Annotated in this window: 27 protein-coding genes; 11 read left to right on the plus strand and 16 right to left on the minus strand. The window is 62.8% G+C overall.

From position 1 onward, the window contains the following. Positions 1-216: 216 nt before the first annotated feature. The 7 genes from HCN58_RS21310 to ggt form a co-directional block, all read right to left on the minus strand. Positions 217-648 (minus strand): VOC family protein, encoded by a 432-nt coding sequence (locus HCN58_RS21310; protein WP_171581361.1) that lies wholly within the window; start codon positions 646-648, stop codon positions 217-219. Positions 649-904: 256 nt separating this feature from the next. Then, positions 905-1924 (minus strand): alpha/beta hydrolase, encoded by a 1020-nt coding sequence (locus tag HCN58_RS21315; protein WP_171581362.1) that lies wholly within the window; start codon positions 1922-1924, stop codon positions 905-907. Between the two features lie 132 nt (positions 1925-2056). Next, on the minus strand, positions 2057-2794 hold the full coding sequence (locus tag HCN58_RS21320) for an enoyl-CoA hydratase/isomerase family protein (RefSeq protein ID WP_171581363.1): 738 nt from the start codon (positions 2792-2794) through the stop codon (positions 2057-2059). A 44-nt stretch (positions 2795-2838) separates the two neighbouring features. Next, the gene (locus HCN58_RS21325; protein ID WP_171581364.1) at positions 2839-3354 is read right to left on the minus strand and encodes a cupin domain-containing protein; all 516 of its coding nucleotides are present in this window, start codon (positions 3352-3354) and stop codon (positions 2839-2841) included. Between the two features lie 131 nt (positions 3355-3485). Continuing rightward, positions 3486-4466, minus strand: coding sequence for a D-2-hydroxyacid dehydrogenase family protein (locus HCN58_RS21330; RefSeq protein ID WP_171581365.1), 981 nt, complete (start codon positions 4464-4466; stop codon positions 3486-3488). Positions 4467-4492: 26 nt separating this feature from the next. Next, the gene (locus tag HCN58_RS21335; protein ID WP_235983779.1) at positions 4493-4951 is read right to left on the minus strand and encodes an FKBP-type peptidyl-prolyl cis-trans isomerase; all 459 of its coding nucleotides are present in this window, start codon (positions 4949-4951) and stop codon (positions 4493-4495) included. Between the two features lie 40 nt (positions 4952-4991). Then, positions 4992-6578: a gamma-glutamyltransferase gene (gene ggt, locus HCN58_RS21340; protein ID WP_171581367.1), complete on the minus strand. Its 1587-nt coding sequence runs from the start codon at positions 6576-6578 to the stop codon at positions 4992-4994. A 192-nt stretch (positions 6579-6770) separates the two neighbouring features. On the opposite strand from ggt, the gene trhO reads away from it, so the two are divergent. Beyond that, the gene (gene trhO / locus HCN58_RS21345) at positions 6771-7523 is read left to right on the plus strand and encodes an oxygen-dependent tRNA uridine(34) hydroxylase TrhO (protein WP_171581368.1); all 753 of its coding nucleotides are present in this window, start codon (positions 6771-6773) and stop codon (positions 7521-7523) included. Continuing rightward, positions 7516-7731, plus strand: a complete 216-nt coding sequence (locus tag HCN58_RS21350; RefSeq protein ID WP_171581369.1) for a SlyX family protein — start codon at positions 7516-7518, stop codon at positions 7729-7731. The genes trhO and HCN58_RS21350 overlap by 8 nt, the downstream gene beginning before the upstream one ends. Before the next feature lie 73 nt (positions 7732-7804). On the opposite strand, the gene HCN58_RS21355 is transcribed toward HCN58_RS21350, so the two are convergent. Then, positions 7805-8026 (minus strand): hypothetical protein, encoded by a 222-nt coding sequence (locus tag HCN58_RS21355; RefSeq protein WP_171581370.1) that lies wholly within the window; start codon positions 8024-8026, stop codon positions 7805-7807. Between the two features lie 132 nt (positions 8027-8158). Between HCN58_RS21355 and hemE the strand changes: the two genes are divergently transcribed. Next, positions 8159-9205, plus strand: a complete 1047-nt coding sequence (gene hemE / locus HCN58_RS21360) for a uroporphyrinogen decarboxylase (protein WP_171581371.1) — start codon at positions 8159-8161, stop codon at positions 9203-9205. Positions 9206-9341: 136 nt separating this feature from the next. Here hemE and HCN58_RS21365 read toward each other — a convergent pair whose 3' ends face one another. The 3 genes from HCN58_RS21365 to HCN58_RS21375 all read right to left on the minus strand — a co-directional run bounded on the left by HCN58_RS21365 (position 9342) and on the right by HCN58_RS21375 (position 12273). Then, positions 9342-10955: a GMC family oxidoreductase gene (locus HCN58_RS21365; protein WP_171581372.1), complete on the minus strand. Its 1614-nt coding sequence runs from the start codon at positions 10953-10955 to the stop codon at positions 9342-9344. 107 nt (positions 10956-11062) lie between these two features. Then, positions 11063-11836: an enoyl-CoA hydratase gene (locus HCN58_RS21370; RefSeq protein WP_171581373.1), complete on the minus strand. Its 774-nt coding sequence runs from the start codon at positions 11834-11836 to the stop codon at positions 11063-11065. After that, positions 11833-12273: a MarR family winged helix-turn-helix transcriptional regulator gene (locus tag HCN58_RS21375; RefSeq protein WP_171581374.1), complete on the minus strand. Its 441-nt coding sequence runs from the start codon at positions 12271-12273 to the stop codon at positions 11833-11835. Before HCN58_RS21375 ends, HCN58_RS21370 begins: the two co-directional genes overlap by 4 nt. Positions 12274-12491: 218 nt before the next feature. Here HCN58_RS21375 and HCN58_RS21380 point away from each other — a divergent pair, with 218 nt between their 5' ends. The 8 genes from HCN58_RS21380 to HCN58_RS21415 are packed head-to-tail and all read left to right on the plus strand — an operon-like array spanning position 12492 to position 19216. After that, positions 12492-13220: a GntR family transcriptional regulator gene (locus HCN58_RS21380; protein ID WP_171581375.1), complete on the plus strand. Its 729-nt coding sequence runs from the start codon at positions 12492-12494 to the stop codon at positions 13218-13220. A gap of 52 nt (positions 13221-13272) precedes the next feature. After that, complete coding sequence (locus HCN58_RS21385; RefSeq protein ID WP_171581376.1) at positions 13273-14244, plus strand: ABC transporter substrate-binding protein; 972 nt, start codon at positions 13273-13275, stop codon at positions 14242-14244. A gap of 10 nt (positions 14245-14254) precedes the next feature. Next, positions 14255-15010, plus strand: a complete 756-nt coding sequence (locus tag HCN58_RS21390; protein ID WP_171581377.1) for an ABC transporter permease — start codon at positions 14255-14257, stop codon at positions 15008-15010. Then, entirely contained in the window at positions 14989-15786 is a 798-nt protein-coding gene (locus HCN58_RS21395) for an ABC transporter ATP-binding protein (RefSeq protein ID WP_235983780.1), read from the plus strand. Before HCN58_RS21390 ends, HCN58_RS21395 begins: the two co-directional genes overlap by 22 nt. 7 nt (positions 15787-15793) lie before the next feature. Further along, on the plus strand, positions 15794-16594 hold the full coding sequence (locus HCN58_RS21400) for an ABC transporter permease (RefSeq protein WP_171581379.1): 801 nt from the start codon (positions 15794-15796) through the stop codon (positions 16592-16594). A gap of 13 nt (positions 16595-16607) precedes the next feature. Next, positions 16608-17273, plus strand: coding sequence for a polysaccharide deacetylase family protein (locus HCN58_RS21405; protein ID WP_171581380.1), 666 nt, complete (start codon positions 16608-16610; stop codon positions 17271-17273). Next, positions 17270-18139, plus strand: a complete 870-nt coding sequence (locus HCN58_RS21410; RefSeq protein ID WP_171581381.1) for a fumarylacetoacetate hydrolase family protein — start codon at positions 17270-17272, stop codon at positions 18137-18139. Before HCN58_RS21405 ends, HCN58_RS21410 begins: the two co-directional genes overlap by 4 nt. Positions 18140-18175: 36 nt before the next feature. Further along, complete coding sequence (locus HCN58_RS21415; RefSeq protein ID WP_171581382.1) at positions 18176-19216, plus strand: 5-methyltetrahydropteroyltriglutamate--homocysteine methyltransferase; 1041 nt, start codon at positions 18176-18178, stop codon at positions 19214-19216. Here HCN58_RS21415 and HCN58_RS21420 read toward each other — a convergent pair. The 5 genes from HCN58_RS21420 to HCN58_RS21440 all read right to left on the minus strand — a co-directional run bounded on the left by HCN58_RS21420 (position 19209) and on the right by HCN58_RS21440 (position 22339). Further along, positions 19209-19820, minus strand: a complete 612-nt coding sequence (locus tag HCN58_RS21420) for a nuclear transport factor 2 family protein (protein ID WP_171581383.1) — start codon at positions 19818-19820, stop codon at positions 19209-19211. The genes HCN58_RS21415 and HCN58_RS21420 overlap by 8 nt on opposite strands. 6 nt (positions 19821-19826) lie before the next feature. After that, on the minus strand, positions 19827-20096 hold the full coding sequence (locus HCN58_RS21425) for a hypothetical protein (protein WP_171581384.1): 270 nt from the start codon (positions 20094-20096) through the stop codon (positions 19827-19829). Continuing rightward, entirely contained in the window at positions 20093-21100 is a 1008-nt protein-coding gene (locus HCN58_RS21430) for a DUF2778 domain-containing protein (protein WP_171581385.1), read from the minus strand. Before HCN58_RS21430 ends, HCN58_RS21425 begins: the two co-directional genes overlap by 4 nt. Before the next feature lie 189 nt (positions 21101-21289). Then, positions 21290-21715, minus strand: coding sequence for a DOPA 4,5-dioxygenase family protein (locus HCN58_RS21435; RefSeq protein ID WP_171581386.1), 426 nt, complete (start codon positions 21713-21715; stop codon positions 21290-21292). A 63-nt stretch (positions 21716-21778) separates the two neighbouring features. Continuing rightward, positions 21779-22339: a carboxymuconolactone decarboxylase family protein gene (locus tag HCN58_RS21440; protein WP_171581387.1), complete on the minus strand. Its 561-nt coding sequence runs from the start codon at positions 22337-22339 to the stop codon at positions 21779-21781. Positions 22340-22391 lie beyond the last annotated feature (52 nt).

Raw genomic sequence — 22391 nt, forward strand, 5'->3', positions numbered from 1 at the left:
ACCACGAGGCCCCACTGGTGCCATTCATCCTTCGCGACGCGCGCGATGCACGCTCCTCAGGATGAGGTCTGATAGAAGTATAAGGTGGGCAAAGACGTACTTGCGCCGTGCCCACCTACTCACCGTAGACCGTTGTCGTGAACGGTGGGGCACGCCTCCGCCTTCGCTCTACGGCAGACAAGTCGCTTTGCCCACCCTACGATTCTGCGTTCGATATCAGGCGGCGGCCGTGGCGGACTGCGCAGCGGTTGCGGCCGCGACGTCCATCCACATCACCTCCCAATGGTGACCGTCGGGACCTTCAAAACTGCGGCCGTACATGAAGCCGTAATCCTGCTTCGGGCCCGGATCGGCGCCGCCGCCCGCGGCTTGCGCCTTGCCGACCATGTCGTCCACTGCATCACGGCTGTCGGCAGAAAGGCAGATCAGAACCTGGCTGGTGGCCTTGGCGTCGGCGATCTTCTTCGGGGTGAACTGGCGGTATTTATCGTGCGTCAGCAGCATCACGTAGATGGTCTCGGAAAATATCATGCAGGACGCGGTGTCATCAGAGAATTGCGGATTCTTTTCGCCGCCGATCGCCTGATAGAAAGTGGTCGAGCGGGCGAGATCGCTGACCGGCAGATTGACGAAGATCATTTTAGCCATGGTGGGGGCTCCTTTTCGCGGGATTCCTGCCAAGGACGAGCGGGCCGACTGGGCTCCGACATCCAGTTTGAAATTATTTTGGGGAACTGAGCATAACCGGGCGTCGTTGCGCGGAGCCAACGGGTCGCTCGACGCGCGCCCGATGACAGGCTCCGCGACGAAGCAATCCAATCTTCCTTTATGGCCTTGGATTGCTTCCGCCTTTGCTAAAGCTAGGACAAGTCGCTTCGCTCGCAATGACGGCGGAGCGAGCGCGTCAGGTCGCAATCGGGGTCGGCATGGTGAGAAACGCCCGCGTCACATGCCAGAACAATTGCCGGTTGATCGCCAGCGCCACCGAATGGGCGGTACCGGGCAGGATGATGAGTTGGCGGTCGCCGTTCGGCAGCTTGTTATAGAATTCCTCAAGGTCGGCGACGGTCGCGATGCCGTCATATTCGCCGCGCACCAGCAGCACCGGCGCCAGCACCTTGTCCGGATGCACGACCGGCAGATTGGCGGTCATGTCGAGATAGGTGCCGGTGGGGACCTGGTCACCGAACTGCATCTCGACATCCGCCAGCGCCTCGATCGCGGCTGGATCGGAAGTGCCCGGCTTGTCGCGGGTCGCGATCGAACGGATCATGTCGCGGTCGCGCTTGCGCATATTGTGGCTGCGAAAATAGTCAAGCTGCTCGGCCCGCTTGGTCAGGGTCGGAGATCCCTCGCCCTTGTAGGTGAAGGCTGCGAACACCAGGCGATCGACCCGGTCGGGCGCCACCATGGCGTAGGCGCCGGCGCGCAACGCACCCGAGGACTCGCCGACGAAGTGCAACTTCTGTTGTCCGGTCTCGCGTGCGATCAGTTCCACCGCGACCTTTAGGTCCTCGACGCCGCTGGCGATATCGGAATTGGCAGAGGTACGGCCAGACTTGCCGTAATTCTCGTGGTCCATGGTCCAGCAATCGAACCCATAGCGCGCGAACTCATTCATCGCGGAATATTCGCCTTTTCCGGGCACGTTGAGATCGAACACGCGCGACGTCACCGACGAACCATGGACAAAGAACACGACCGGCCGCGCCGGTTCACCGGGCTTGGGTGCACTGATCCGCTTGCGAAACATCCACAAGGGAATGTCGCCCTTTTTGGTCCAGTATTCGTTGCTCCAGATTTGGCGGCCCTCGGAAGGCACCGCCGTCGCAGCCTGCGCCGGCATCGCAGCGGTCGCCGTCACGCCCAGGCCGAGACTTTTGAGAACCGTGCGCCGCGCCACCGGATTTTCAGAACTCGTCATCGCTTCCTCTTCGCGTCAATTTTTGGGGAAGTTTAGCAGCGGACACCCGTTCTGAAGCAGGCGCGCGCCGCGCCGCGCGAACACGATCGCGCGATCAGGCGGGCCATACGCGAAATGCGTTCCGCGACCTGCCTACCTGCCCTTGAAGTCAGGCTTTCGCTTTTCGGCGAACGCCTTGACGCCTTCCTTGAGATCGTCGCTGTCGCGCACGACGTCGAGCAGCCGGCGCACCTCGGCGACCGTCTCCAGTGGCCCCTTTGGCATCGCATCGCGGGCGAGCTTCTTCAGCGCCCGAACAACCAGCGGCGCGTTCGCGGCAATCTTTGCGGCCATCTCCTGGGCGAGCACGACATGCTGCCCCTTCGGCGCGACCTTGTTGACGAAGCCAATCTGATGGGCCCGCTCCGCCGACATTTCCTCACCGACCAGCAGGAATTCCATGGCGATCTTGTGCGGCATGCGCGCCATCACCGAGGAGACGCCGCCGGCGGTAGTGCCGATCTTGCCTTCGGGATAGATGAAGCGCGTCGTCTCCGATGCCACGCACATGTCTGCCATCTGCACCAGCACGAAGGCGCCGCCAACGACCCATCCCGATGTCGCGGCAATGACCGGCTTGTCCAGCTCAACGCCCAAGCCGGGCACCGCGTGCCACATGTTGACGGGGAGATCCTTCACGTCGGCGCCGACCGAGAAATACGCCTCCTCCGACGAGGCGAGGACCGCCACGCGATCGTCGCTGTCGTGAAGCCGCTGCCAGGCCTGCCGCAGTTCGTCGCACAAGGCGTTGTTGAGGGCGTTATGCGAGGATTTGCGATCCATCGTGATCGTGGCGACATGGCCCGTGCTCTCGTAGCGAACAAGCGTCATGGGATCCTCTCAAGCGGCGGCGCTGCCAGGTAACGTTGCAATCGTCACTTCTTCTCGGCGGGATCGCGGTGCACCGGATCCACCCAGAGCACGGTCTCCGGCTTTTCTACCGGCTCGATGTCGAGATTGATCGCGACCGCCTCGCCGTCGGAGCGCACCAGCACGCATTCCAGCACCTCGTCGCGACTGGCGTTGATCTCCTGGTGCGGCACGTAGGGCGGCACGAAGATGAAATCGCCGGGACCGGCCTCGGCGGTGAACTGCAAGTTTTCGCCCCAGCGCATCCGCGCCTTGCCTTTCACGACATAGATGATGCTTTCGAGATGGCCGTGGTGATGCGCGCCGGTCTTGGCGTCGGGCCGGATCGTCACCGTGCCCGCCCACAATTTCTGCGCGCCGACGCGGGCGAAATTGATCGCGGCCTTGCGGTCCATGCCCGCGGTCGAGGGCACGTTGGGATCGAGCTGATTGCCGGGAATGACGCGGACGCCGTCATGCTTCCAGCGCTCGTCGTGATCGTGCGAGTGGTGCGAATGAGTGTGGTCGTGCGTGCCGGTCATTGGGCGCCTTCTCAATGGATCGTTTGCCCCGAACGGTATCGAAAACCGGGGCCGCAAACCAGAAGATTAAGGGAGCCGGCGGCGCATAGGCGCCCCGGTTTTCGTCATGGCCGGGCGCATCCCCGGCCTATTCAACGCCGGCTGGACATCACATCTGGATTGACCACGTTCGTCGGCGTTCCGGCGGCATAGGCCAGAATCTGATCGAAGATATCCGTAAACTGGATTTCGTATTCGTCGCGCGAGACGTAGCCGAGATGCGGCGTGCAGACCACATGGTCCATGTTCAGGAGCGGATCGCTGATATCGCGGAGCGGCTCTTTTTCGTAGACGTCCACCGCCGCCATGCCGGGTCTTCCTCCGCGCAGCGCATTGACCAGAGCGTTCGGCTCGATCAGCGGCGCGCGGCTGGTATTGACCAGAAGCGCCGACGGCTTCATGCGCGCGAGATCTTCTGCTTTCACGATGCCGCGCGTCGCATCGACGAGCCGCATGTGCAGCGAAAGCACGTCGCATCGTTCGAAGAAATCAGCCTTGGTTGCAGCAGTCTCGTATCCATCGGCACGGGCCTTCGCCATGGCCGGTTCGCGCGCCCATACCAGCACGTTCATGCCGAACGCCTTGCCGTAGCCGGCGACGACGGCGCCGATCCGCCCATAGCCATAAATGCCGAGCGTCTTGCCACGCAGCGTGTGGCCGACGCCGATCTGCCATTTGCCGGCCTGGAGCGCCGCCATCTGCTGCGGAATGGCGCGCATCGCCGCCAGGATCAGGCCCCAGGTGAATTCGGCGGTCGCATAGGACGGCGTATCGGCGTGCTGGCTCGACGACACGATGATGCCGAGCCGGGTGCAGGTATCGATGTCAATATGCGGATAGACGCCGCGCTGGCTGATCAGTTTTAGTTTCGGCAAGCGTTCCAGCAGCGGCGTGCGGACCTGCGTCCGCTCGCGGATCAAAACCAGCGCTTCGGTGTCGCGCAGACGCTCCGCCAGCACATCGACATCCTGGACATGATCATTCCAGATGGTGACGTCGTGTGCGGCCAGCTTGCCGAAACAATCGAGGGTGCGCAGCGTGTCGAAATAATCGTCGAGGATCGAGACCTTCACGATGCGCTCCCTCGCTCAGTGTGCGGCTACTTCACCGCCAGCAATTCGACGTCGAACATCAGCGTCGCATTCGGCGGAATGACGCCGCCGGCGCCACGCGCGCCATAGCCAAGCGCGGGCGGAATGATCAGTGTGCGCTTGCCGCCGACGTTCATTGATGCAACGCCTTCGTCCCAGCCGGAGATCACCTGACGCTGCCCGATCTTGAACTCGAACGGCTCATTACGGTCCACAGAGGAATCGAATTTCTTGCCCTTCTGGCCGTTCTCGTAAAGCCAGCCGGTGTAGTGCATGACGCACGTCTGGCCGGGCTTGGGCGAGGCGCCAGTGCCGACCTTGCTGTCGATGATCTGCAAGCCTGAAGCTGTGGTCATGGGTTTTCCTGCGGTCTGGGCCGATGCCATCCTGATGGCAGCGGGTGTGGAAACCGCGGCTGCCACCACGGCAAATGCGGTCCGGAAGATCGTGCGTCGCGAGAAGCGCATCTGTTGAACCTCTTTCTGGAGACACGGAGCTTCTAGACGCTCAGTAGCCCAGCGCGCAACCGTCCTTGCGGGGATCGGAACCGCCGGTCAGCGTGCCCTTGTCCCAGTCGATCCAGATCGCCTGGCCGCCGCCGAGCGGACCAACCACGCTGGTGGTCTTGTGGCCGATCTTCTTCAGGCCCTCGACGATCTCGGCCGGCACGCTGTCCTCGAGCTGGTAGACGCCCTCGTAATGCAGGCCGCGCGGCATATCGATGGCTTCCTGCACGTCGCAGCCATAGTCCAGAATGTTGGTCAGCACGTGCGTCTGCCCCACTGGCTGATACTGGCCGCCCATCACGCCGAACGGCATCACCGCGCGGCCGTTCTTGGTCGCGAGCGACGGGATAATCGTGTGCAGGGGCCGCTTGCCCGGCGCGATGCAATTTGGGTGGCCGGGCTGGATCCGGAAACCGCCGGCGCGATTCTGCAGGAGGATACCGGTCTTATTGGAAACGATCGCCGAGCCGAACGAATGCGCGATCGAGTTGATGAACGAGCAGACGTTGCGGTCCTTGTCCACCACGGTGATGTAGACGGTCGACGGATTCATCGGCGGCGCGACGTTCGGCAGATCGAGCAGTCGGTCCATCCTGATGTTTTTGATGTGCTCGTCGGCAAATTCTTTCGCCAGAATTCGAGCGACATCAACATGAACATGCGCGGGGTCGCAGACGTGCTCTTCACGCATCATATAGGCGATGCGCGCGGCTTCCGCTTCCAGATGGAAACGCTCGACGCTGAGCGGCGCGAACTTCGTCAGGTCAAAGCGGGAGAGGATGTTCAGCATCACCAGCATGGTGATGCCTGGGCCGTTCGGCGGGCATTGCCAGATGTCGTGACCTTTGTACATCGTGCCAATCGGCGACGTCGTCTCAGTCGAATGTGCGGCGAAATCTTCCAGCGTGTGCAGGCCACCGATGCCGCGCAGCGTCTCCACCATATCCGCGGCGATCTCGCCGGTGTAGAACGCATCGCGTCCGTCCTTGGCAATCGCGCGCAGGGTCTTGCCCAATTCGGGTTGGTGAATCACGTCGCCGGCGACTGCCGGCTTACCATGCGGCAGCAGATAGCGCTCGGTGTTGGTGCCGTTCTTCAGCTTCTCGAACTGGTTCTTCCAGTCGAAAGCAATACGAGGCGCGACGACGTAGCCTTGCTCCGCGGCCTTGATCGCGGGTTGCAGAAGCGTGTCGAGTCCCATCTTGCCGTGGTCACGCAGGATCGTCTCCCAGGCGTCAATCGCGCCGGGAATGCTCACCGCATGCGCCGAGGTCAGCGGTACCGAATGGATCTTGCGTTCGAGGTACCATTCGGGCTTGGCCGCCATCGGCGCGCGGCCGGAGCCGTTATAGGCGACGATCTTGCCCTCGCCTCTGGGCTGGATCAGTGCAAAGCAATCGCCCCCGATGCCGGTCGATTGCGGCTCGATGACGCCGAGCAACGCGCAAGCCGCCACTGCAGCATCCGCCGCCGTACCACCCGCCCGCATCACGTCGATCGCGGTCAGCGCCGCCGCCGGGTGCGATGTCGCCACCATCGCATTGTGGGCATGGACCGTAGAGCGGCCGGCGAAATGGAAATTCCTCATCGCGAGTGCTTTCTTTTCAGCGTTTCTTGAGCATCCCGCGGGAGCATCGGGCGGGTTTACAGAGGGTTCTTTGGCATATTCATCCCCGGCAGGGCAATGGCTGGCATGCCAACGGGCCGGCTCTGGCTATCCGCGGAATATGCAGGGCTTTACGGGGTTTCCCCTGTCCGGCCGGCCTGATAAACGGTCGCGATGCCGCTCAAGGTCGCCGCCTTCTATCAATTCGCTGCGCTACCCGACTTCGGGGAGTTGCGCGAGCCGTTGCGCGTGATTGCGGCCGGCCTCGGGCTGAAGGGCAGCGTGCTGCTGGCGCATGAGGGCATCAACGGCACGGTTGCGGGCAGCGACGAGAGCATCGACGCGTTCATCGGCGAATTGCAACACGGCATCCTTTTCGGCGGGCGGCTCGGCAACCTCGAACTCAAGTTTTCGACCGCTTCCGAGATGCCGTTCCGGCGGCTGAAGATCCGGCTGAAGAAGGAAATCGTCACGCTCGGCGATACTGCGGTCGATCCGACGCAACAGGTCGGCACCTATGTCGAGCCGTCAGACTGGAACGAATTGATCGCAGCGCCCGACACGCTGGTCATCGACACCCGCAACGCGTTCGAGGTGGCGATGGGGACGTTCGAAGGCGCGGTCGACCCCGGCATCAAGAGCTTTGGGCAGTTCAAGGAATTCGCCGCACAGAAACTCGATCCGGCGAAGCACAAGAGGATTGCGATGTTCTGCACCGGCGGTATCCGATGCGAGAAGGCCAGCGCCTATCTGCTGGCGCACGGATTTGACGAGGTCTATCACCTCAAGGGCGGCATCCTGCGCTATCTCGACGGCATATCGGAGCATGAGAGCCGCTGGCGCGGTGAATGTTTCGTGTTCGACGAACGCGTGGCGCTGGGCCACGGCCTGCGGCAGCGACAAAGGAACGATGGCGCCCATGAATGACGTCACCGCACTGACCGAGCGCATCGACGCACTGGAAATACGGGCGATGTTCCAGGATGAGACGATCGAGGTGCTGAACCAGACGATTACCGCACAGTGGCACCAGATCGACGTGTTGACGCGCCAATTGGCTGAACTGAAGGAGCGCCTGCGGGAAGCCGAAAGCAACTTCCCCGGCCCGGCGAACGAGCCGCCGCCGCATTATTGAACCGTAAAAAGAAACGGCCTCCCTTGAGGAAGGCCGTTTCCCGGTGCGAAACGAATTCGCGTTGTCTTTTGCGTTAGCGGAAGACGGCGCGAACCTTGTCCCACAGCGATGGATTCTCATGTTCGTGATCGGCTTTCGATGGCGCCGGTTGCGCAGCGCTCACGGGATCTGATGCCGGAAAAGTGTCGACCAGCCCGGTTTCGAGCTTTTCATGGATTTCCCGGTCGGCCTTGCGCGCTTCGCGGGGATCGTCGGCGTGCTTGTCATGCGCAGCAGGATTGAACTTCTGGGCCATAGGTACCTCCATGGATGAGATAACGGCCCCGTTTTACGCCGGTTCCACGTTCGCTCCCGGTATCCGTCCTTGGCCCGGACGGAACCTGCGTGTATCAGAGGCGCATCAGCGGCGCCCGCAGGAATCAACGTTTTGTCTCAGAAATCAGTAGCAAAACCCATTATCGAAGTGCTGTCCGGCCACAGACAGAAGGTGCCGCCCGTATGGATGATGCGACAAGCCGGCCGCTATCTGCCGGAGTATCGCGAGCTGCGCGCTAGGGCGGGAAGCTTTCTCGACCTGTGCTTTACGCCGGAATATGCCGCCGAGGTAACGCTGCAGCCGATCCGCCGTTTCTACTTCGATGCGGCGATCATCTTTTCCGACATTCTCGTCATCCCCTACGCACTCGGCCGCACCGTGCGCTTCGAGGCCGGCGAAGGCCCGCGGCTCGATCCGCTCGATACCCCCGAGCAGGTGCCGGCGCTCGCGCGCCATGCCGATTTCGGCAAGCTCGAACCCGTTTATGAAGCGCTACGTCGCGTGAAGCGCGAGCTCGCGCCTGAGATCGCGCTGATCGGCTTCTGTGGCGCGCCGTGGACGGTCGCAACCTACATGGTTGCGGGACAGGGCACGCCGGATCAGGCGCCTGCGCGGATGATGGCCTATCGTCATCCCGAGGCGTTCGCTGAAATCATTGACGTGCTGGTGGAGAATTCGATCCAGTATCTGCTCGGCCAGCTCAAGGCCGGCGCTGACTGCTTGCAGATCTTCGACACCTGGGCCGGCGTGCTGCCGCCGCGCGAATTCGAGCGCTGGTCGATCGAGCCGGCAAAACGCATCGTTGCCGGCGTGCGCGCGCAAGTGCCTGATGCCAGGATCATCGGCTTTCCCCGTGGCGCTGGCGCGCTGCTGCCGGCCTATGTGGAGGCAACGGGCGTCGACGCGGTCAGCATCGACTGGGCGGCGCAGCCTTCCATGATCCGCGAGCGCGTGCAAAACCGCGTCGCCGTGCAGGGCAATCTCGACCCGCTGGCATTGATAGCAGGCGGCGCCGCACTCGACCGCGCGGTCGACGACGTGCTGGCGAACTACGCGCAGGGACGGCTGATCTTCAACCTTGGTCACGGCATTCAGCCGGAAACCCCGATAGCCCATGTCGAGCAGATGCTCAAGCGGGTGCGAGAGTATAGGGGTTAACAAAAGTGGGCCGTCATGCCCCGCGAAGGCGGGGCATCCAGTAGTCGCCGCCTTATGCTACCATCGAGAGCTCACGGCGTACTGGATCATCCGCCCGCGCGGATGACGACACCGCGTTTGCCGCTCGCACTGTTCCCTACCTTGCATCCTCCAGAATCATGTCAGACGCCTTCTCCGCAATCATGATCGTCGGCGCGTTGGTGTTGCCCGACATCAGATCCGGCATGATCGACGCGTCGATGACGCGCAATCCCCCAATGCCGTGCACGCGCAAGCGCTGGTCGACGACCGCGAGCGGATCGTTGCCCATGCGGCAGGTCGAGGTCGGGTGATAGACCGTGCTGCCGGTGCGGCGGCAGAAGTCGAGCAATTCGTCGTCGCTCTGGACTTTCAGGCCGGGATCGACCTCCGCCACCGCATAAGCCTTCAGTGCGGGGGCTGCGAGGATCTTGCGCAGGATCCGGATGCCGTCGATGAAGGCGCGGCGATCGGTTTCGGTCGCGAGATAATTGATGCGGATTTCCGGCGGCACAGAGGGATCCGCGCTTTTGATGCGCAGCGAGCCGCGGCTCTCCGGGCGCAATTGGCAGACGGAAGCGGTAAAGCCGGAAAGCGCATGCAGCTTCTCGCCCATCTTGTCGGTCGAGAACGGCAGGAAGTGAATCTGGATATCAGGTGATGCCAGCCGCGGGCTGGTCTTGAAGAAGGCGCCTGAGGTGCCGGCGGCAATCGTCAGCGGGCCCTTGCGCAACGCCGCGTAGGTCACGCCGGCCCAGATCCGGCGGATCGGGCTGTTGACGACATCGTTGAGTGTGCATTTTTGCGCGCATCGCGTGATCAACCGGACCTGCATATGGTCCTGCAGATCGTTGCCGACGCCGGGCGCGTCGAGCACGATCTCGATGCCATACTGCTTCAAGAGGTCTGCAGGTCCAACGCCGGAGAGCTGCAGCAATTGCGGCGAATTATACGCGCCGCTGGAAACCAGAATTTCCTTGCGTGCCCGCACCGTGCGCACGCGACCTTCCTGCTTGTACTCGACCGCTTTAGCGCGGCGTCCTTCAAACAGGATGCGCTGCGCCAGCGCGGAAGTCTCGATGTGCAGATTGGGTCGCTTCCTCGCGGGACGAAGATATGAGAACGCCGTGCTGGCGCGTCGCCCGCGCCGTGTCGTGGTCTGGAAGAAGCCCGCGCCTTCCTGGGTGGCGCCATTGAAATCGGGATTGGTCGGAATGCCAGTCTCGGCAGCGGCGACCACAAAGGCTTCCGACAGCGGATCGGCGTGTCGCCAATCCGAGACTGGCAGCGGCCCACCCGTGCCGTGGTATTTGTCCGCTCCGCGCTGCTGGTTCTCGGCCTTCTTGAAATAGGGCAGCACGTCGTCATAGCCCCATCCGGCATTACCACGCTGCCGCCAGCGATCGTAGTCCTCGTGCTGGCCCCGCACATAGAGCAAGCCGTTGATCGAACTGGAGCCGCCGAGCACTTTTCCGCGCGGCTGGAACACCTGCCTGCCGTTCAATCCCGGTTCCGGCTCGGTCTGATACATCCAGTTGACGGATTTTTCCTTGAATAATTTTCCGTAGCCGAGCGGCACGTGGATCCAGAGATTGGTATCCTTCGGTCCGGCCTCCAGCAGCAACACGGAATGCTTACCGTCGGCCGTCAATCGATTGGCGAGCACGCATCCGGCCGATCCGGCCCCGACGATGATGTAGTCGAATTCGGAAGCTTCATTGTTCTTGTTCATTTGTTTCCCCCGTAGGCGGCCCAAAGAGGTAGCCGGGCCGCCACGGGCGGTCAATTGCCTCGCAGCCGCAGGCGAGGAAAACGATCTTCGATTGCAGCCGGCGCCGCCTAGCTTGCCAATTTCAAAAAGTCCGGCGGCCGTCGCTCGGCAAACGCAACGAAAGCCTCACGCGCTTCCACGGTCTTCAGGCGCTCCGCGAACTTCTCGCTTTCCGCCTTGATCTGGGCGAGAAGAAGTTCCGGATTGCGCATCAGGCGTTTCGTCGCACTGACGGCGCCCGCCGGTTGTTTCGCCAGACGGGACGCGAGCGCCCTTGCTTCGGCATCGAGGTTGTCGAGCGGCACGACGCGGTTGGCAAGTCCCCAGGCGAATGCGGATTTGGCATCGACTGCGTCCCCGAGCGCGAACATCTCGTAGGCGCGGGCATAGCCGATGCGGAGCGGCATCAACAGGCTGGAAGCCGCTTCCGGCACCAGCGCGAGATTGACGAACGGCGTCGACAGTAGGGCGTTCTCCGCCAGCACGACCAGATCGCAATGCAATAGCATTGTGGTGCCGATGCCGACGGCTCGGCCCTGAACGGCAGCGATCAGCGGGCGGCTCGAATGTGCCAGCGCCTGCAGAAAGCGACCGACATGCCGCTCGCCCTGAAACGCGCCGGTTGCAATCGCGGCAAATTCGCCGACGTCGTTGCCGGCGGTGAACATGTCGCCCTCGCCGCGGATCAGCAGGACGCGGACGGATGGATCCGTCTCCGCGACTTCGATCGCATCCGCCAGCACGCCGTACATCGCATTGGTCAATGCGTTTTTCTTGTCGGGGCGAGCCATCGTCAGGCTCAGAATCCCGTCGTTCTTCTCGATTCTGATATGCTCGGTCATTCGTCTTCTCCTTTGGGAAATCTGCTCTGCATGGTGACAAGCCAGCGCGCGACGACGTCGATCTCGGCTTCGGTAAATCCTTGCGTGAGCCGCGCATTGACGTCGGCCAGCCTTGCTTTCGACAGCGCCATCGCGGCGCGGCCGGCCGGCGTCAGCCAGAGACGCCACGCGCGCCCGTCATCCGGATCGGCGCGCCGCTCGATCAGGTTCGCCGCCGTCATCCGATCCACCAATCCGCTGATACCGGGCGGCCCGAGATCGAGGGCCGCACCCGCCTCGCCCATGAGTACGCCGTCGCGCTGACCGAGAACGAAAAGCAGGCCGGACTGCGCGGCGGTCACGCCGCTGTGCGGGGTCCGCGCCGCCATCCAGCGCTGCAGCCGGCGCTGCGCGACGTTGAGCAAAAACACCAGCCGATGCTCGCGACGCGGGCTCATCTTGACGAAGGGATTTATTTCGCACGCGAACTATCTATGCCAAGGCAGTGAAGTTGTCACGACGATTTTGAGCTGAGGTCGAGAGATATGGCGCTGGGGCCAATACCGCTCACGGGCTTAATCCCTGCCGCGAACCGAAAAACAGAAAAAACAATAGGTTATCTGAAAAATCGATTTTCGATTGACGGCATTCGACTCCCCCGCCAATCTGCGCCGCCATGAGCAGTATCGGGTTGAGCTTTGGTGGGAGCCCGGCCGACGCACGGCCGCGAAGCCTGACGTCCGCCGTTCAGGAGCGGCTGCGCGCGGACATTCTCTCAACCCGGCTGCTACCCGGCCAGAAGCTGCATATCGCCGGCCTCGCCAAACAGTTTTCGGTCAGCCTCGCCGCGGTGCGCGAGGCACTGTCGCGGCTGGTCGCGGACGGGCTGGTGCAGGCGTCCGACCAGCGCGGCTTTCGTGTCAGCCCGGTATCCCCCGCCGATCTCAGGGACGTGACGCAGACCCGCGTCGATATCGAGGGGCTGGCGCTCCGCCGCTCGATCGAGCGCGGCGACGCGACATGGCTTGCAGCGGTGGAGAAGTCTTTTACGGCGCTCTGCGCCGTCCCCCAGACCTATCCCGACGATCCGACCCATCATTACGAGGAATGGGTGGTGCGGCACCGCGTCTTCCACCGTACGCTGGTGAACGCCTGCGGCTCGCAATGGCTGCTGGGCTTTCGCGACGTCCTGCACGAGCAGAGCGAACGTTATCGAAGGCTCGCGATCCGGCGCAACACCGAACACACACGCGACGTCGAAGCAGAGCACGCCGCCATCGTGCGGGCCACGCTCGGGCGCGATGCCGATGCGGCGGTCGCTGCACTCTCGAAGCATTTCATGACGACCATGCGTCTCGTCGAGCTCGCTACATCCGAGACATTCAGAGGTGTCGACACGGCCTGATCGACTGTTCGAAGAATAAATCAAATCAAGAAAAGCAAAGGGAAACGTCACAATGAAAATCACGCGACGCCAGACATTGGCAACCTTCACCGCAGTCGCCGTGCTTGGCCCATCAGGCATAGCGCGAGCCGCCGACACCGTCCGCATTGGGCTTCCGACGAAAACCTACTGGCCGACCACGATCGCGGAAACCGCGGTGCGCCAAAAACTGTTCGAGAAGGAAGGCATCACAGCTGAACTCACGATCTATCGCGGCGGCGCCGAGACCTTTGAGGCGATGGCTGCGGGCGCCGCCGACGTCATTCTCGACGCCACCTCGCTGGTATCGGCCGGGCGCAAGAAGGGCGTGAACTCCAAGGTGCTCGCGAGCGCCGCCACGGGCTATTACGGCTGGCAGTTGATGACACTTTCGAAGTCGACGCTCGGGGTGAAGGACCTGAACGGCAAGAAAGTCGCCATCACCTCCGCCGGCTCCGGCTCCGACCTGCTGGCGTTGTGGACCCAGCAGGACAAGAACATCGAGTTCACCCGCGTGCCCGTCGGTGGCGGCGGCTTGGTGCCAAACCTGCTCGCCGGCAATGTCGACGCGGCCGTGGTCTATTCACCGCTGAGCTTCCAGATTTCCAAATCGGGCGAAGCGCGCACCATCCTCGACTTCTCCGAGGAGGTGCCGCCGAACCTCGCCGCTGGCTGGATAGCCCTCGACAAATACGTGCAGGACAAACCGCAGCTGGTGCAGAAGACGCTGAACGCACTCTATGGCGCGCTGATGTTCATGCGCGCCAACAAGGACGCCTCCGTCAAGCTGATCACCGAACTCTATGAAATTCCCTCCGAGATCGCGGCGCAGGAGTATGAGAACACGATCATGAAGCTGGAAACCGATGGCAGCATGGACGGGCCGAAGATTCCGGAACAGCTCCAGCTAGCACTCGCCATGGCCAAGGCCGGTGGCATGAAGGACCTTGGGCCCGCTGCCGAGATCATCTCGACGCAGTTCAAACCGGTTCCGACCAAATTCTGAGGCAGGCGCGATGCGAGCAGGCATTGTCGTAAAGGCGGCGAGGGTCGCCATTGTGGTGGCGCTGTTTGCGATATGGGAAATTCTGTCGCGGACCGGCATCGTCAACCCGCGCCTGCTTCCCTCCGCGTCCGACACGCTCACCACGCTGGGTGATCTCCTGCAGCGGGCGAGCGTGCGCAAGGATCTGGCGGTCACCGCAACCGAGGTGGTGACCGCCTTCGCGCTCGCCGTTCCCGTTGGCGCGCTGATCGGCTTCCTGATCGCGGAGAACCGCTACTTTGCCGACGTGGCAAAGCCGCTGCTGTTCTTCGCCTTCAGCATTCCGAAATCGATCTTCCTGCCGATGTTCATCCTGGTGTTCGGGGTCGGCTTCTCACAGAAGGTCGGCTTTGGCTTCTTCTCGACCATCTTCATCGTGATCATGTCGACCACGACGGCGGTGGAGTCGGTCAAGGTCGAGCATCTGACGGTCGCCCGCTCCTATGGCGCGACGCCTGTTCAGACCGCGTTTCGCGTCTATCTGCCGAGCATGCTTCCGGTTCTGCTGGAGGCGCTGCGGATCTCGATGATCTTCAATCTCACCGGCGTCATCCTCGCCGAAATGTACGCCTCGCGCGACGGCATCGGCCACCAGATCGCGACTTGGGGCGAGAACTTTCAGATGAAGCAATTGCTGGCCGGCGTGGTGATGATCGCGGTCATCGCAATTGCCTTCAATGAACTGGTCAGATGGGTGGAAACACGATGCAGCCATTGGCGAACATAACCCCCCTGAAGCCGGCCGGCGCGATCGAGGTCCGCAATGTCGGGCAGATCTTCAAGACCACGACACAGGATGTCGTGGCGCTGGAGGACGTCTCGCTCGACGTCAAACCGGGACGCTTCGTCGTGCTGGTCGGTCCGAGCGGCTGCGGCAAGTCCACGCTTTTGATGATGATGGCCGGCCTGCGCCAGCAGACCTCCGGCACTATCACGATCAGCGGCGCGCCGATCCCGGAGCCTGATCCGAACCGCGTCGGCGTGGTTTTTCAGGAAGCCAGCCTGTTTCCCTGGCTGACGGCGGAAGAGAACGTCGAATTTCCGCTGGCGCTGCGCGGTGTCACGAAAAGCGATCGCCGCGCCAGGGCGCAGGATGCCCTAAAGCTCGTCGGGCTCGACGGCTTCGGCAAGCGCCATCCGCACGAGCTGTCCGGCGGCATGAAGCAGCGCGTCTCGATCGCGCGGGGCCTGGTGCAGGATCCGCCGGTGCTGTTGATGGACGAGCCGTTTGCAGCGCTCGACGAACAGACCCGCATGACCATGGGCGACGAGCTGCTGCGAATCTGGACGGCCACCGGCAAGACGGTGGTGTTCGTCACCCACAGCCTGACGGAAGCGGTCTATCTCGCCGACGAGGTGATCGTGATGTCGCCGCGGCCCGGCCGCATTGTCGATCACCTGCAGGTTTCGCTGCCCCGTCCACGCACCTACGATATGCTGAGCGGCGACGCCTTCGGCAGCCTGCGTGACCGCATCTGGCGGCATATCCGCAAATCGGCGTGAGGCAGAAATGAGCGCGGCAACCATTCGCAGATTGATCGTAATCGGGCTGATCGCGCTGTGGGAAATCCTGCCGCGCGCCGGCTTCATTCCGGAATTGTTTCTGCCGTCGCTGTCCTCGACGCTCGCAGCGGGTTGGAACGAGGCGGGCGAATACGCTCCTGCCCTTGCCGTGACGCTCTACGAGGTCGCGATCTCGATGACGTTCGCCTGCGGCGGCGGCATCCTGCTCGGCGCCGTCGTCGGCAGCCTGCCGCGGCCGCGCATCCTGATCATGCCGATGGTCTCGAGCCTCTATGCGGTGCCGCTGGTCATCCTCTATCCGGTATTCACTGTCTGGCTCGGCATCGGCTCGGAATCCAAGATCGCCTTCGCCTCGATCTACGGCTTTCTGCCGACGATGCTGGCGACCGCCGCAGGCATCCAGACCATCGATCCGCAGCTGCTGCTGGCCGCCCGCAGCATGGGCGCGACGCTGAGCCAGCGGCTGGTTCGCGTCATCATTCCGGCGGCGATCCCGACCGTGCTGTCGGGGCTGCGCGTCGGCGGCGCGCTCGTGATCGTCGGCGTGGTGGTATCGGAAATGCTGATTTCGTCCGCCGGCATCGGTTATCTGATCTCGCGCTACCGTACCATTCTCGACAGCCCGCATGTGTTCGCCGGCGTACTGCTGGTGCTGGCGATGGCGATCGCCTTCAACGCTGCGATCAAATGGATCGAGCGCAAGGCCGCGATCTGGCAGACCGGCACGCACGCCGGACAAACTGCAGTGGAAGAAATCGCGCCCGCTGCCTTGCAGCCTGTGACCTGACGGAGTGGTTCGCGTGTTCGACCTGACGGTGACATTCGACAACGGTCCCGAGCCCGGCGTGACGCCGCGCGTGCTCGATATCTTGCGCGAGCGCGGCATCAAGGCGACTTTCTTCGTGATCGGCGAGAAGCTCTGTCATCCCGAACGCCACCGGCTGGCGGCGCGCGCCCATGACGAAGGCCACTGGATCGGCAACCACACCTTTACGCACACCGTGCCGCTCGGGCAGCAACGCGATCCGAACGCGGCACAAAGCGAGATCGGCCGGGCGCAAGATGCGGTCGGCGACCTCGCCCATGCAGAGCGCTGGTTCCGGCCGTTCGGCGGCGGCGGCAATCTCGATCAGCGGCTGTTGAAACCCTCCGTTGTCGACTATCTCATCCGTAACAAGCATAGCTGTGTGCTCTGGAATGCGATCCCGCGCGACTGGGATGATCCCGACGGCTGGGTCGACCGAGCCCTCGAACTGTGCAGCTCGCAGCCGTGGAGCCTGATGGTGCTGCATGATCTGCCGAGTGGTGCCATGGACCACCTCGAACGCTTTCTCGACCGCGTCGAGAAAGCCGGCGCGCGCTTCCACCAGGACTTTCCGCCCGACTGCGTCCCGATTCGATCGGGCGAGATCGTGCTGCCCATCCAGCCCTACGTTTCCAACATCGAAGAGAGTGTCACAACATGAGGATCGCGAGTTTCAAGGCAGGCCAGACGGCAACCTACGGCCTGGTCACGAACATAGGCATTGTCGATGCAGGGAAACGGCTCAAGGACTATCCGACCCTGAAGTCGCTGCTCGCCAACGGAGTGCTCGACGAGCTGAAGGCGTTGCAGGGCGAGCGTCCCGATTACGCATTGGCCGAAACCGAGCTGCTGCCGACCGTGCCCGACCCGGACAAGATCTTCTGCATCGGCGTCAACTACGCCACGCACCTTGCCGAAAGCGGCCATCCCACGCCGCCGCATCCGATGATCTTCACCCGTTTCGCCAACAGCCAGGTCGGCGGCGGCCAGCCGATGATCCGGCCGCTGGAGTCGGAGCGTTTCGACTTTGAGGGTGAGATGGCCGTGATCATCGGCAAGGCCGGCCGCCGGATTTCGCGCGAAGAAGCGCTCGCGCACGTCGCGGGCTATGCCTGCTACAATGACGGCAGCATCCGCGACTGGCAGCGCCACACTTCGCAATTCGCGCCGGGCAAGAATTTCGTCGGCACCGGCGCTTTCGGACCGTGGATGGTCACGACCGACGAAATCCCCGACATCAGCAAGCAGACAATCGCCACCCGTCTCAACGGTGTCGAGGTGCAGGCCGCGCCGATCTCGGACCTCGTGTTCGATGTCCCTGCCCTGATCGCCTACTGCTCGACCTTTACCGAACTAGTTCCGGGCGACGTCATCGTCACCGGCACCACCGGCGGCGTTGGCGCCTATCGCACGCCGCCGCTCTGGATGAAGGATGGCGACGTGGTCGAGGTCGAGGTGTCCGGCATCGGTATCTTACGCAATCCGATCAAGAACGAGGTCGCGGCCACGGCGACGCGCGCGGCTTGAAACGACAGGCATAATGATAAGAGCACGGAGACGATGATGAACCTGCCGAAACATCTTCTGCCAACCACAGTCGTCGGTAGCTACCCGCAGCCGGAATGGTTGGTCGATCGCGCGATGTTGTCGAAGGTGGTGCCGCGCACCCGTATGCACGCGATGTGGCGGCTGCCGGCCGAACATCTGGAGGAAGCGCAGGACGACGCCACCATCGTTGCGATCAGGGACATGGAGCGCGCCGGCATCGATATCGTGACCGACGGCGAAATCCGCCGCGAGAGCTATTCCAACCGCTTCGCCACCGCGCTTGAGGGCATCGATGACGAAAATCCGGCGATGATCACGTCGCGCAGCGGGCATCAGACGCCGGTGCCGCGCGTGGTTGCTCCGGTAAAGCGCCGTAGCCCGGTCGAGCTGCACGATATGGAATTTCTGCGCCAGAACACCGATCGAGCGGCCAAGATCACCCTGCCCGGCCCGTTCACGATGAGCCAGCAGGCGAAGAATGAGTTCTACAAGGACGACGAAGAACTGGCGATGGCGTTTGCTGAGGCCGTCAACGCCGAAGCGCTCGACCTGCAAACGGCCGGTGCCGACGTGATCCAGCTCGACGAGCCCTGGGTGCGCAACAATCCGGACCTCGCCAGGCGCTATGCGGTCAAGGCGATCAACCGCGCGCTCGAAGGCATCACCGTGCCCACCGTCGTGCATCTATGTTTTGGCTATGCTGCCGTGGTGCCCGGCTCGACCAAGCCGGCCGGCTATTCGTTCCTCGCCGAGCTCGCCGACACCAACGCCGAACAGATTTCGATCGAGGCGGCGCAGCCGAAACTCGATCTCGGCGTGCTCAAGGACCTGTCCTCGAAAAAGATCATGCTCGGCGTACTCGACCTCGGCAATCCCGAGATCGAATCTGCTGATGTCGTGGCCGACCGCATCCGCAACGGTCTCAAGCATGTTGCGGCCGATCGCCTCGTCGTCGCGCCCGATTGCGGCATGAAGTACATGCCGCGCCATGTCGCGTTCGGGAAATTGAAGGCGATGTGCGACGCGGCAGTGACCGTGCGCAAGGAGATCAGCTAAGCGGCTTACCCTGCAGCCACGCCGCGCCACGCGCGTACAAAGCCTCGACTTCGGGCCCCTTCAGGCCGGGCATGTCGCGCTTGACCGTGTAGCCGATGCGGGTCTGTAAATAGGCGAGATGGCGGTAGCCCGGCGGGAATTGCTCGAGGAGGGCCTTGTCCAGCACCGGCGCCGTGCCCGGCGTGACGGGATCCATGCGGTCCTTCTCATAGATAGGCTGGCGCAGCACGATGCCCCAGCGCCCCTCCCGCTTTTCGAGAAAGTCGTAGAATCTCCCGGTGCAGAGCACGTCGCACAGGACGCCCTCGACCTCGGCGCGCTGCGAGATCGTCATCTTGGTCTGTGCAATCGCGCGATTTCCCGCCAGATCGACCGAGATGCCGCCGAGGAAATGCAGGATGTTGACGCCCTTGGCCCAGGCCTGCTTGCTGATTTCGATGAATTCATCGCCGGTGCCCTGCGTCCAGGTCGCCATCATGTGGCCGTCCGGATGCCAGACCGTGCGAAAGCGCTCCCAGTCTCCGGCATCGCGCCAGATCGCCCAATTCTGCAATAATTCCCGGATCAGGCGATCGTCTTCAATCTCGCTGTCGCTTCGGGGCATGCGTCCTCACAACAGCTTCGCGCGGACGAACAGCGCACGCAAAGCGCTGGTCGCCTGCACAGTCAGCATCGCGTTACCCGCGGCGCCCTGCAGTGCACTGACAGCCTCGGCGTGCAGCGCGCGGAATTCGATCCATTCGATCGATGAGAGATTGGTGATGAAGCGATAGGCCTGCCCGACGGTCGCAATCGACACCGTCTTGCCGTTCAGGCTGATCTTGAAGACCGCCCGCAACGGCGTGTCGGAATCGGCGGCATCGCCCGCGACTGCGGTCATGATGGAGATGGCGAACGCCGCGACGCAGTGAGGCCTTCACGGAGACTCGGCACGACAACGAGCCGCTTGACCTCGCCGTTCCGGTAAGCCTGCAAGAATCTGTCGTAGTCCCTGATCGAGACGCAGCCGTTGGAATCGCCGTTGGGCCCGAGCAGGTAACTGTGCACGAGCAAGCCCGTTCGCCCGTGCATTTCGTTTTCGCCAACCGGCGTCATGCGCAGCGCCGCGACACCATGAAACAGTTTCTCGCGCGGCTTCAAATCGTAGATATTGGGCGGCGTCGCACCGACCATGCGCTGGTCGACATGCGCCGGATTATCCATCAGGTTGCCCAGCCCTGAGTGTGCCTCGAGCTTGGTGCCGCTCGGCAGGTAAACAGCGCGGGCCGAGATGTCGTAAACAGCGGTTTGACCGTCGTAGCCGAGCGCGGCCAGATCCTTGCGCTCGCTGAGCAGCCCATCTCCCGGCGTCAACGAGGCCAGCGAAAAACGCATCGGCATCAGATCGGCGAGTTTCTCGAACATGGTGCGATTGTCAGACGAGACTGGCGGCGGATCGCTCCTCGCCGACTGAAGATTGGCCAGGACCGGCCTGGACCTCGGTAGCGGGATCGCCGCTTCGACTGTCGGGGCAGGCGGCGCGGACTGAGCGTCCTCCTCACGCGATTGAACGTTCTCCTCACGTGATTGTCCGCCCAACAGGATTTCGATGTACTCGAACTCCGCATCGAAGTCCGCGCGCTGCGGGCGGGCGGCGGGGCGCCAGGGATAGTTGATGGCCAGCGAACGTCGCACCGAGGCGGGGCCGAAGCGCTCGTCGAACGAGGAAGTGCTGCCAACATTCGCGGATGCGGGATTGACCCAGGCGGCCACGTCGAAATCGGTCACCCAGGCGGCAAGCCCCAACGCCGTGGCGAGCGCGGCCGTGCCGAATGCCGCCTCGCGGAGCAATCGGGTACCGCGGCTCGAAGCAAGCCCGGCTGCGCTGGTCTTAGCTCTATCCATCCGTCCCCGGCTCGGCGCTTCGGAATCACGTCTGATTCCTAAAGGATTCACCGAATAAGTCCCAACATAATGCAAACCAAAGTAAGGCATAATCGAGACAGGCGCGCTCGGCCATCATGACCGGCCGAATTCGCAGGTTCAAGCCTTGTATTGCTAACTGGGCGGGGCTTTCGACCGGCGGAGCCGTGTTCAAGGCCGGAGAATTGGATTGGTATTCGGTGCCGGCGCCTCTTCCATGTCGGCGTGCTCCGGCAGTCTATCGCCATGTACGGCCAGCACCGGCCCGATCCAGATCGGATCGGCCAGATGATCCCGGCGTGGGTTGGTCGTATTCGGATGGACCAGGATGCTCAGATTGCCGTGATTGAGCATCAGCCAGGGCACCAGTTCGGGAAATATCTCGCGGGCAAAGGCGACCTGGTACATGGCCTGGTCGTGCGGGCCTACCTTGACGTCGTGCCACCGTCCGAGCGTGACCGAGAAGCGCTCGCCGATCCAGGTGCGCAACTGCTCGGCCTCGGCCCGAGTGGTCGCCGGATCGTAGTAGATGTGTGCGTGATAGCTGGCGATCTCGCCCAGAGGTCGCGGACCGCTCGCCGCCGGCTCACCCGTCATCCCTGTGCTCCACGATATTGTTGGACCGGCCGATGATTGCTGCGACCGGGTGCGTGGTCAATGTCAGCCCGTTCGCTTCTGGCCACCCTCGAAGACGGTCATACCAGCGGCAGGGTCAAGGTCAACCTCGGTCGCTTCCGTCAGCCGCGCCATGGTCATGTAGAAGCCGATCGCGAGGATCGATTCGACGATCTCCTGCTCGCTGAAATGCTTGCGCATGGCGGCAAAGACCGGTTCGGCGACGCGCACGTTCTCGATGACTTCCCGACCGAACGCCAGCAGCGCTTTTTCGGCGGCATTGAAGGCAGCGTCCTCGTATTTGCCCTGTTCGATGCAGTCGATCTGCCGCTGGGTGACGCCGACGCCGAGCGCGATCGGAACATGCTGCCGCCACTCATATTCGCCGTGCTCCCACTGCGCGACCTGAAGGATCAGCAATTCGCGATTGACGTGGCTGAGCTTCTGGCGATGCAGGATCGAATTGGCGAACCGCATCGCCGGAATGAAATTGGCCTCGGCATGCGCCATCATCCGGAAGATATTCAGCGCGACCGGCATCCGGCCGAAGGACGCACGCACGTCGCCGTGGGTTGTCGCGGGATCGATCAGGGGAAGTCTTGTCATCTAGCTATTCCTTACGTTGTCGTTGCCTTTTATCGATGAGGACGCTTCCGCG

It is taken from the genome of Bradyrhizobium australiense (assembly GCF_013114825.1).
GTDB classification, from domain to species: Bacteria; Pseudomonadota; Alphaproteobacteria; order Rhizobiales; family Xanthobacteraceae; genus Bradyrhizobium; species Bradyrhizobium australiense.

Coding starts and splice junctions, on each gene's coding strand:
- HCN58_RS21310 (WP_171581361.1), bottom strand. CDS start 648: ATGGCTAAAATGATCTTCGTCAATCTGCCGGTCAGCGATCTCGCCCGC.
- HCN58_RS21315 (WP_171581362.1), bottom strand. CDS start 1,924: ATGACGAGTTCTGAAAATCCGGTGGCGCGGCGCACGGTTCTCAAAAGT.
- HCN58_RS21320 (WP_171581363.1), bottom strand. CDS start 2,794: ATGACGCTTGTTCGCTACGAGAGCACGGGCCATGTCGCCACGATCACG.
- HCN58_RS21325 (WP_171581364.1), bottom strand. CDS start 3,354: ATGACCGGCACGCACGACCACACTCATTCGCACCACTCGCACGATCAC.
- HCN58_RS21335 (WP_235983779.1), bottom strand. CDS start 4,951: ATGCGCTTCTCGCGACGCACGATCTTCCGGACCGCATTTGCCGTGGTG.
- ggt (WP_171581367.1), bottom strand. CDS start 6,578: ATGAGGAATTTCCATTTCGCCGGCCGCTCTACGGTCCATGCCCACAAT.
- trhO (WP_171581368.1), top strand. CDS start 6,771: ATGCCGCTCAAGGTCGCCGCCTTCTATCAATTCGCTGCGCTACCCGAC.
- HCN58_RS21350 (WP_171581369.1), top strand. CDS start 7,516: ATGAATGACGTCACCGCACTGACCGAGCGCATCGACGCACTGGAAATA.
- HCN58_RS21355 (WP_171581370.1), bottom strand. CDS start 8,026: ATGGCCCAGAAGTTCAATCCTGCTGCGCATGACAAGCACGCCGACGAT.
- HCN58_RS21365 (WP_171581372.1), bottom strand. CDS start 10,955: ATGAACAAGAACAATGAAGCTTCCGAATTCGACTACATCATCGTCGGG.
- HCN58_RS21370 (WP_171581373.1), bottom strand. CDS start 11,836: ATGACCGAGCATATCAGAATCGAGAAGAACGACGGGATTCTGAGCCTG.
- HCN58_RS21375 (WP_171581374.1), bottom strand. CDS start 12,273: ATGAGCCCGCGTCGCGAGCATCGGCTGGTGTTTTTGCTCAACGTCGCG.
- HCN58_RS21380 (WP_171581375.1), top strand. CDS start 12,492: ATGAGCAGTATCGGGTTGAGCTTTGGTGGGAGCCCGGCCGACGCACGG.
- HCN58_RS21385 (WP_171581376.1), top strand. CDS start 13,273: ATGAAAATCACGCGACGCCAGACATTGGCAACCTTCACCGCAGTCGCC.
- HCN58_RS21390 (WP_171581377.1), top strand. CDS start 14,255: ATGCGAGCAGGCATTGTCGTAAAGGCGGCGAGGGTCGCCATTGTGGTG.
- HCN58_RS21395 (WP_235983780.1), top strand. CDS start 14,989: ATGCAGCCATTGGCGAACATAACCCCCCTGAAGCCGGCCGGCGCGATC.
- HCN58_RS21400 (WP_171581379.1), top strand. CDS start 15,794: ATGAGCGCGGCAACCATTCGCAGATTGATCGTAATCGGGCTGATCGCG.
- HCN58_RS21410 (WP_171581381.1), top strand. CDS start 17,270: ATGAGGATCGCGAGTTTCAAGGCAGGCCAGACGGCAACCTACGGCCTG.
- HCN58_RS21415 (WP_171581382.1), top strand. CDS start 18,176: ATGAACCTGCCGAAACATCTTCTGCCAACCACAGTCGTCGGTAGCTAC.
- HCN58_RS21420 (WP_171581383.1), bottom strand. CDS start 19,820: ATGCCCCGAAGCGACAGCGAGATTGAAGACGATCGCCTGATCCGGGAA.
- HCN58_RS21425 (WP_171581384.1), bottom strand. CDS start 20,096: ATGACCGCAGTCGCGGGCGATGCCGCCGATTCCGACACGCCGTTGCGG.
- HCN58_RS21430 (WP_171581385.1), bottom strand. CDS start 21,100: ATGGATAGAGCTAAGACCAGCGCAGCCGGGCTTGCTTCGAGCCGCGGT.
- HCN58_RS21435 (WP_171581386.1), bottom strand. CDS start 21,715: ATGACGGGTGAGCCGGCGGCGAGCGGTCCGCGACCTCTGGGCGAGATC.
- HCN58_RS21440 (WP_171581387.1), bottom strand. CDS start 22,339: ATGACAAGACTTCCCCTGATCGATCCCGCGACAACCCACGGCGACGTG.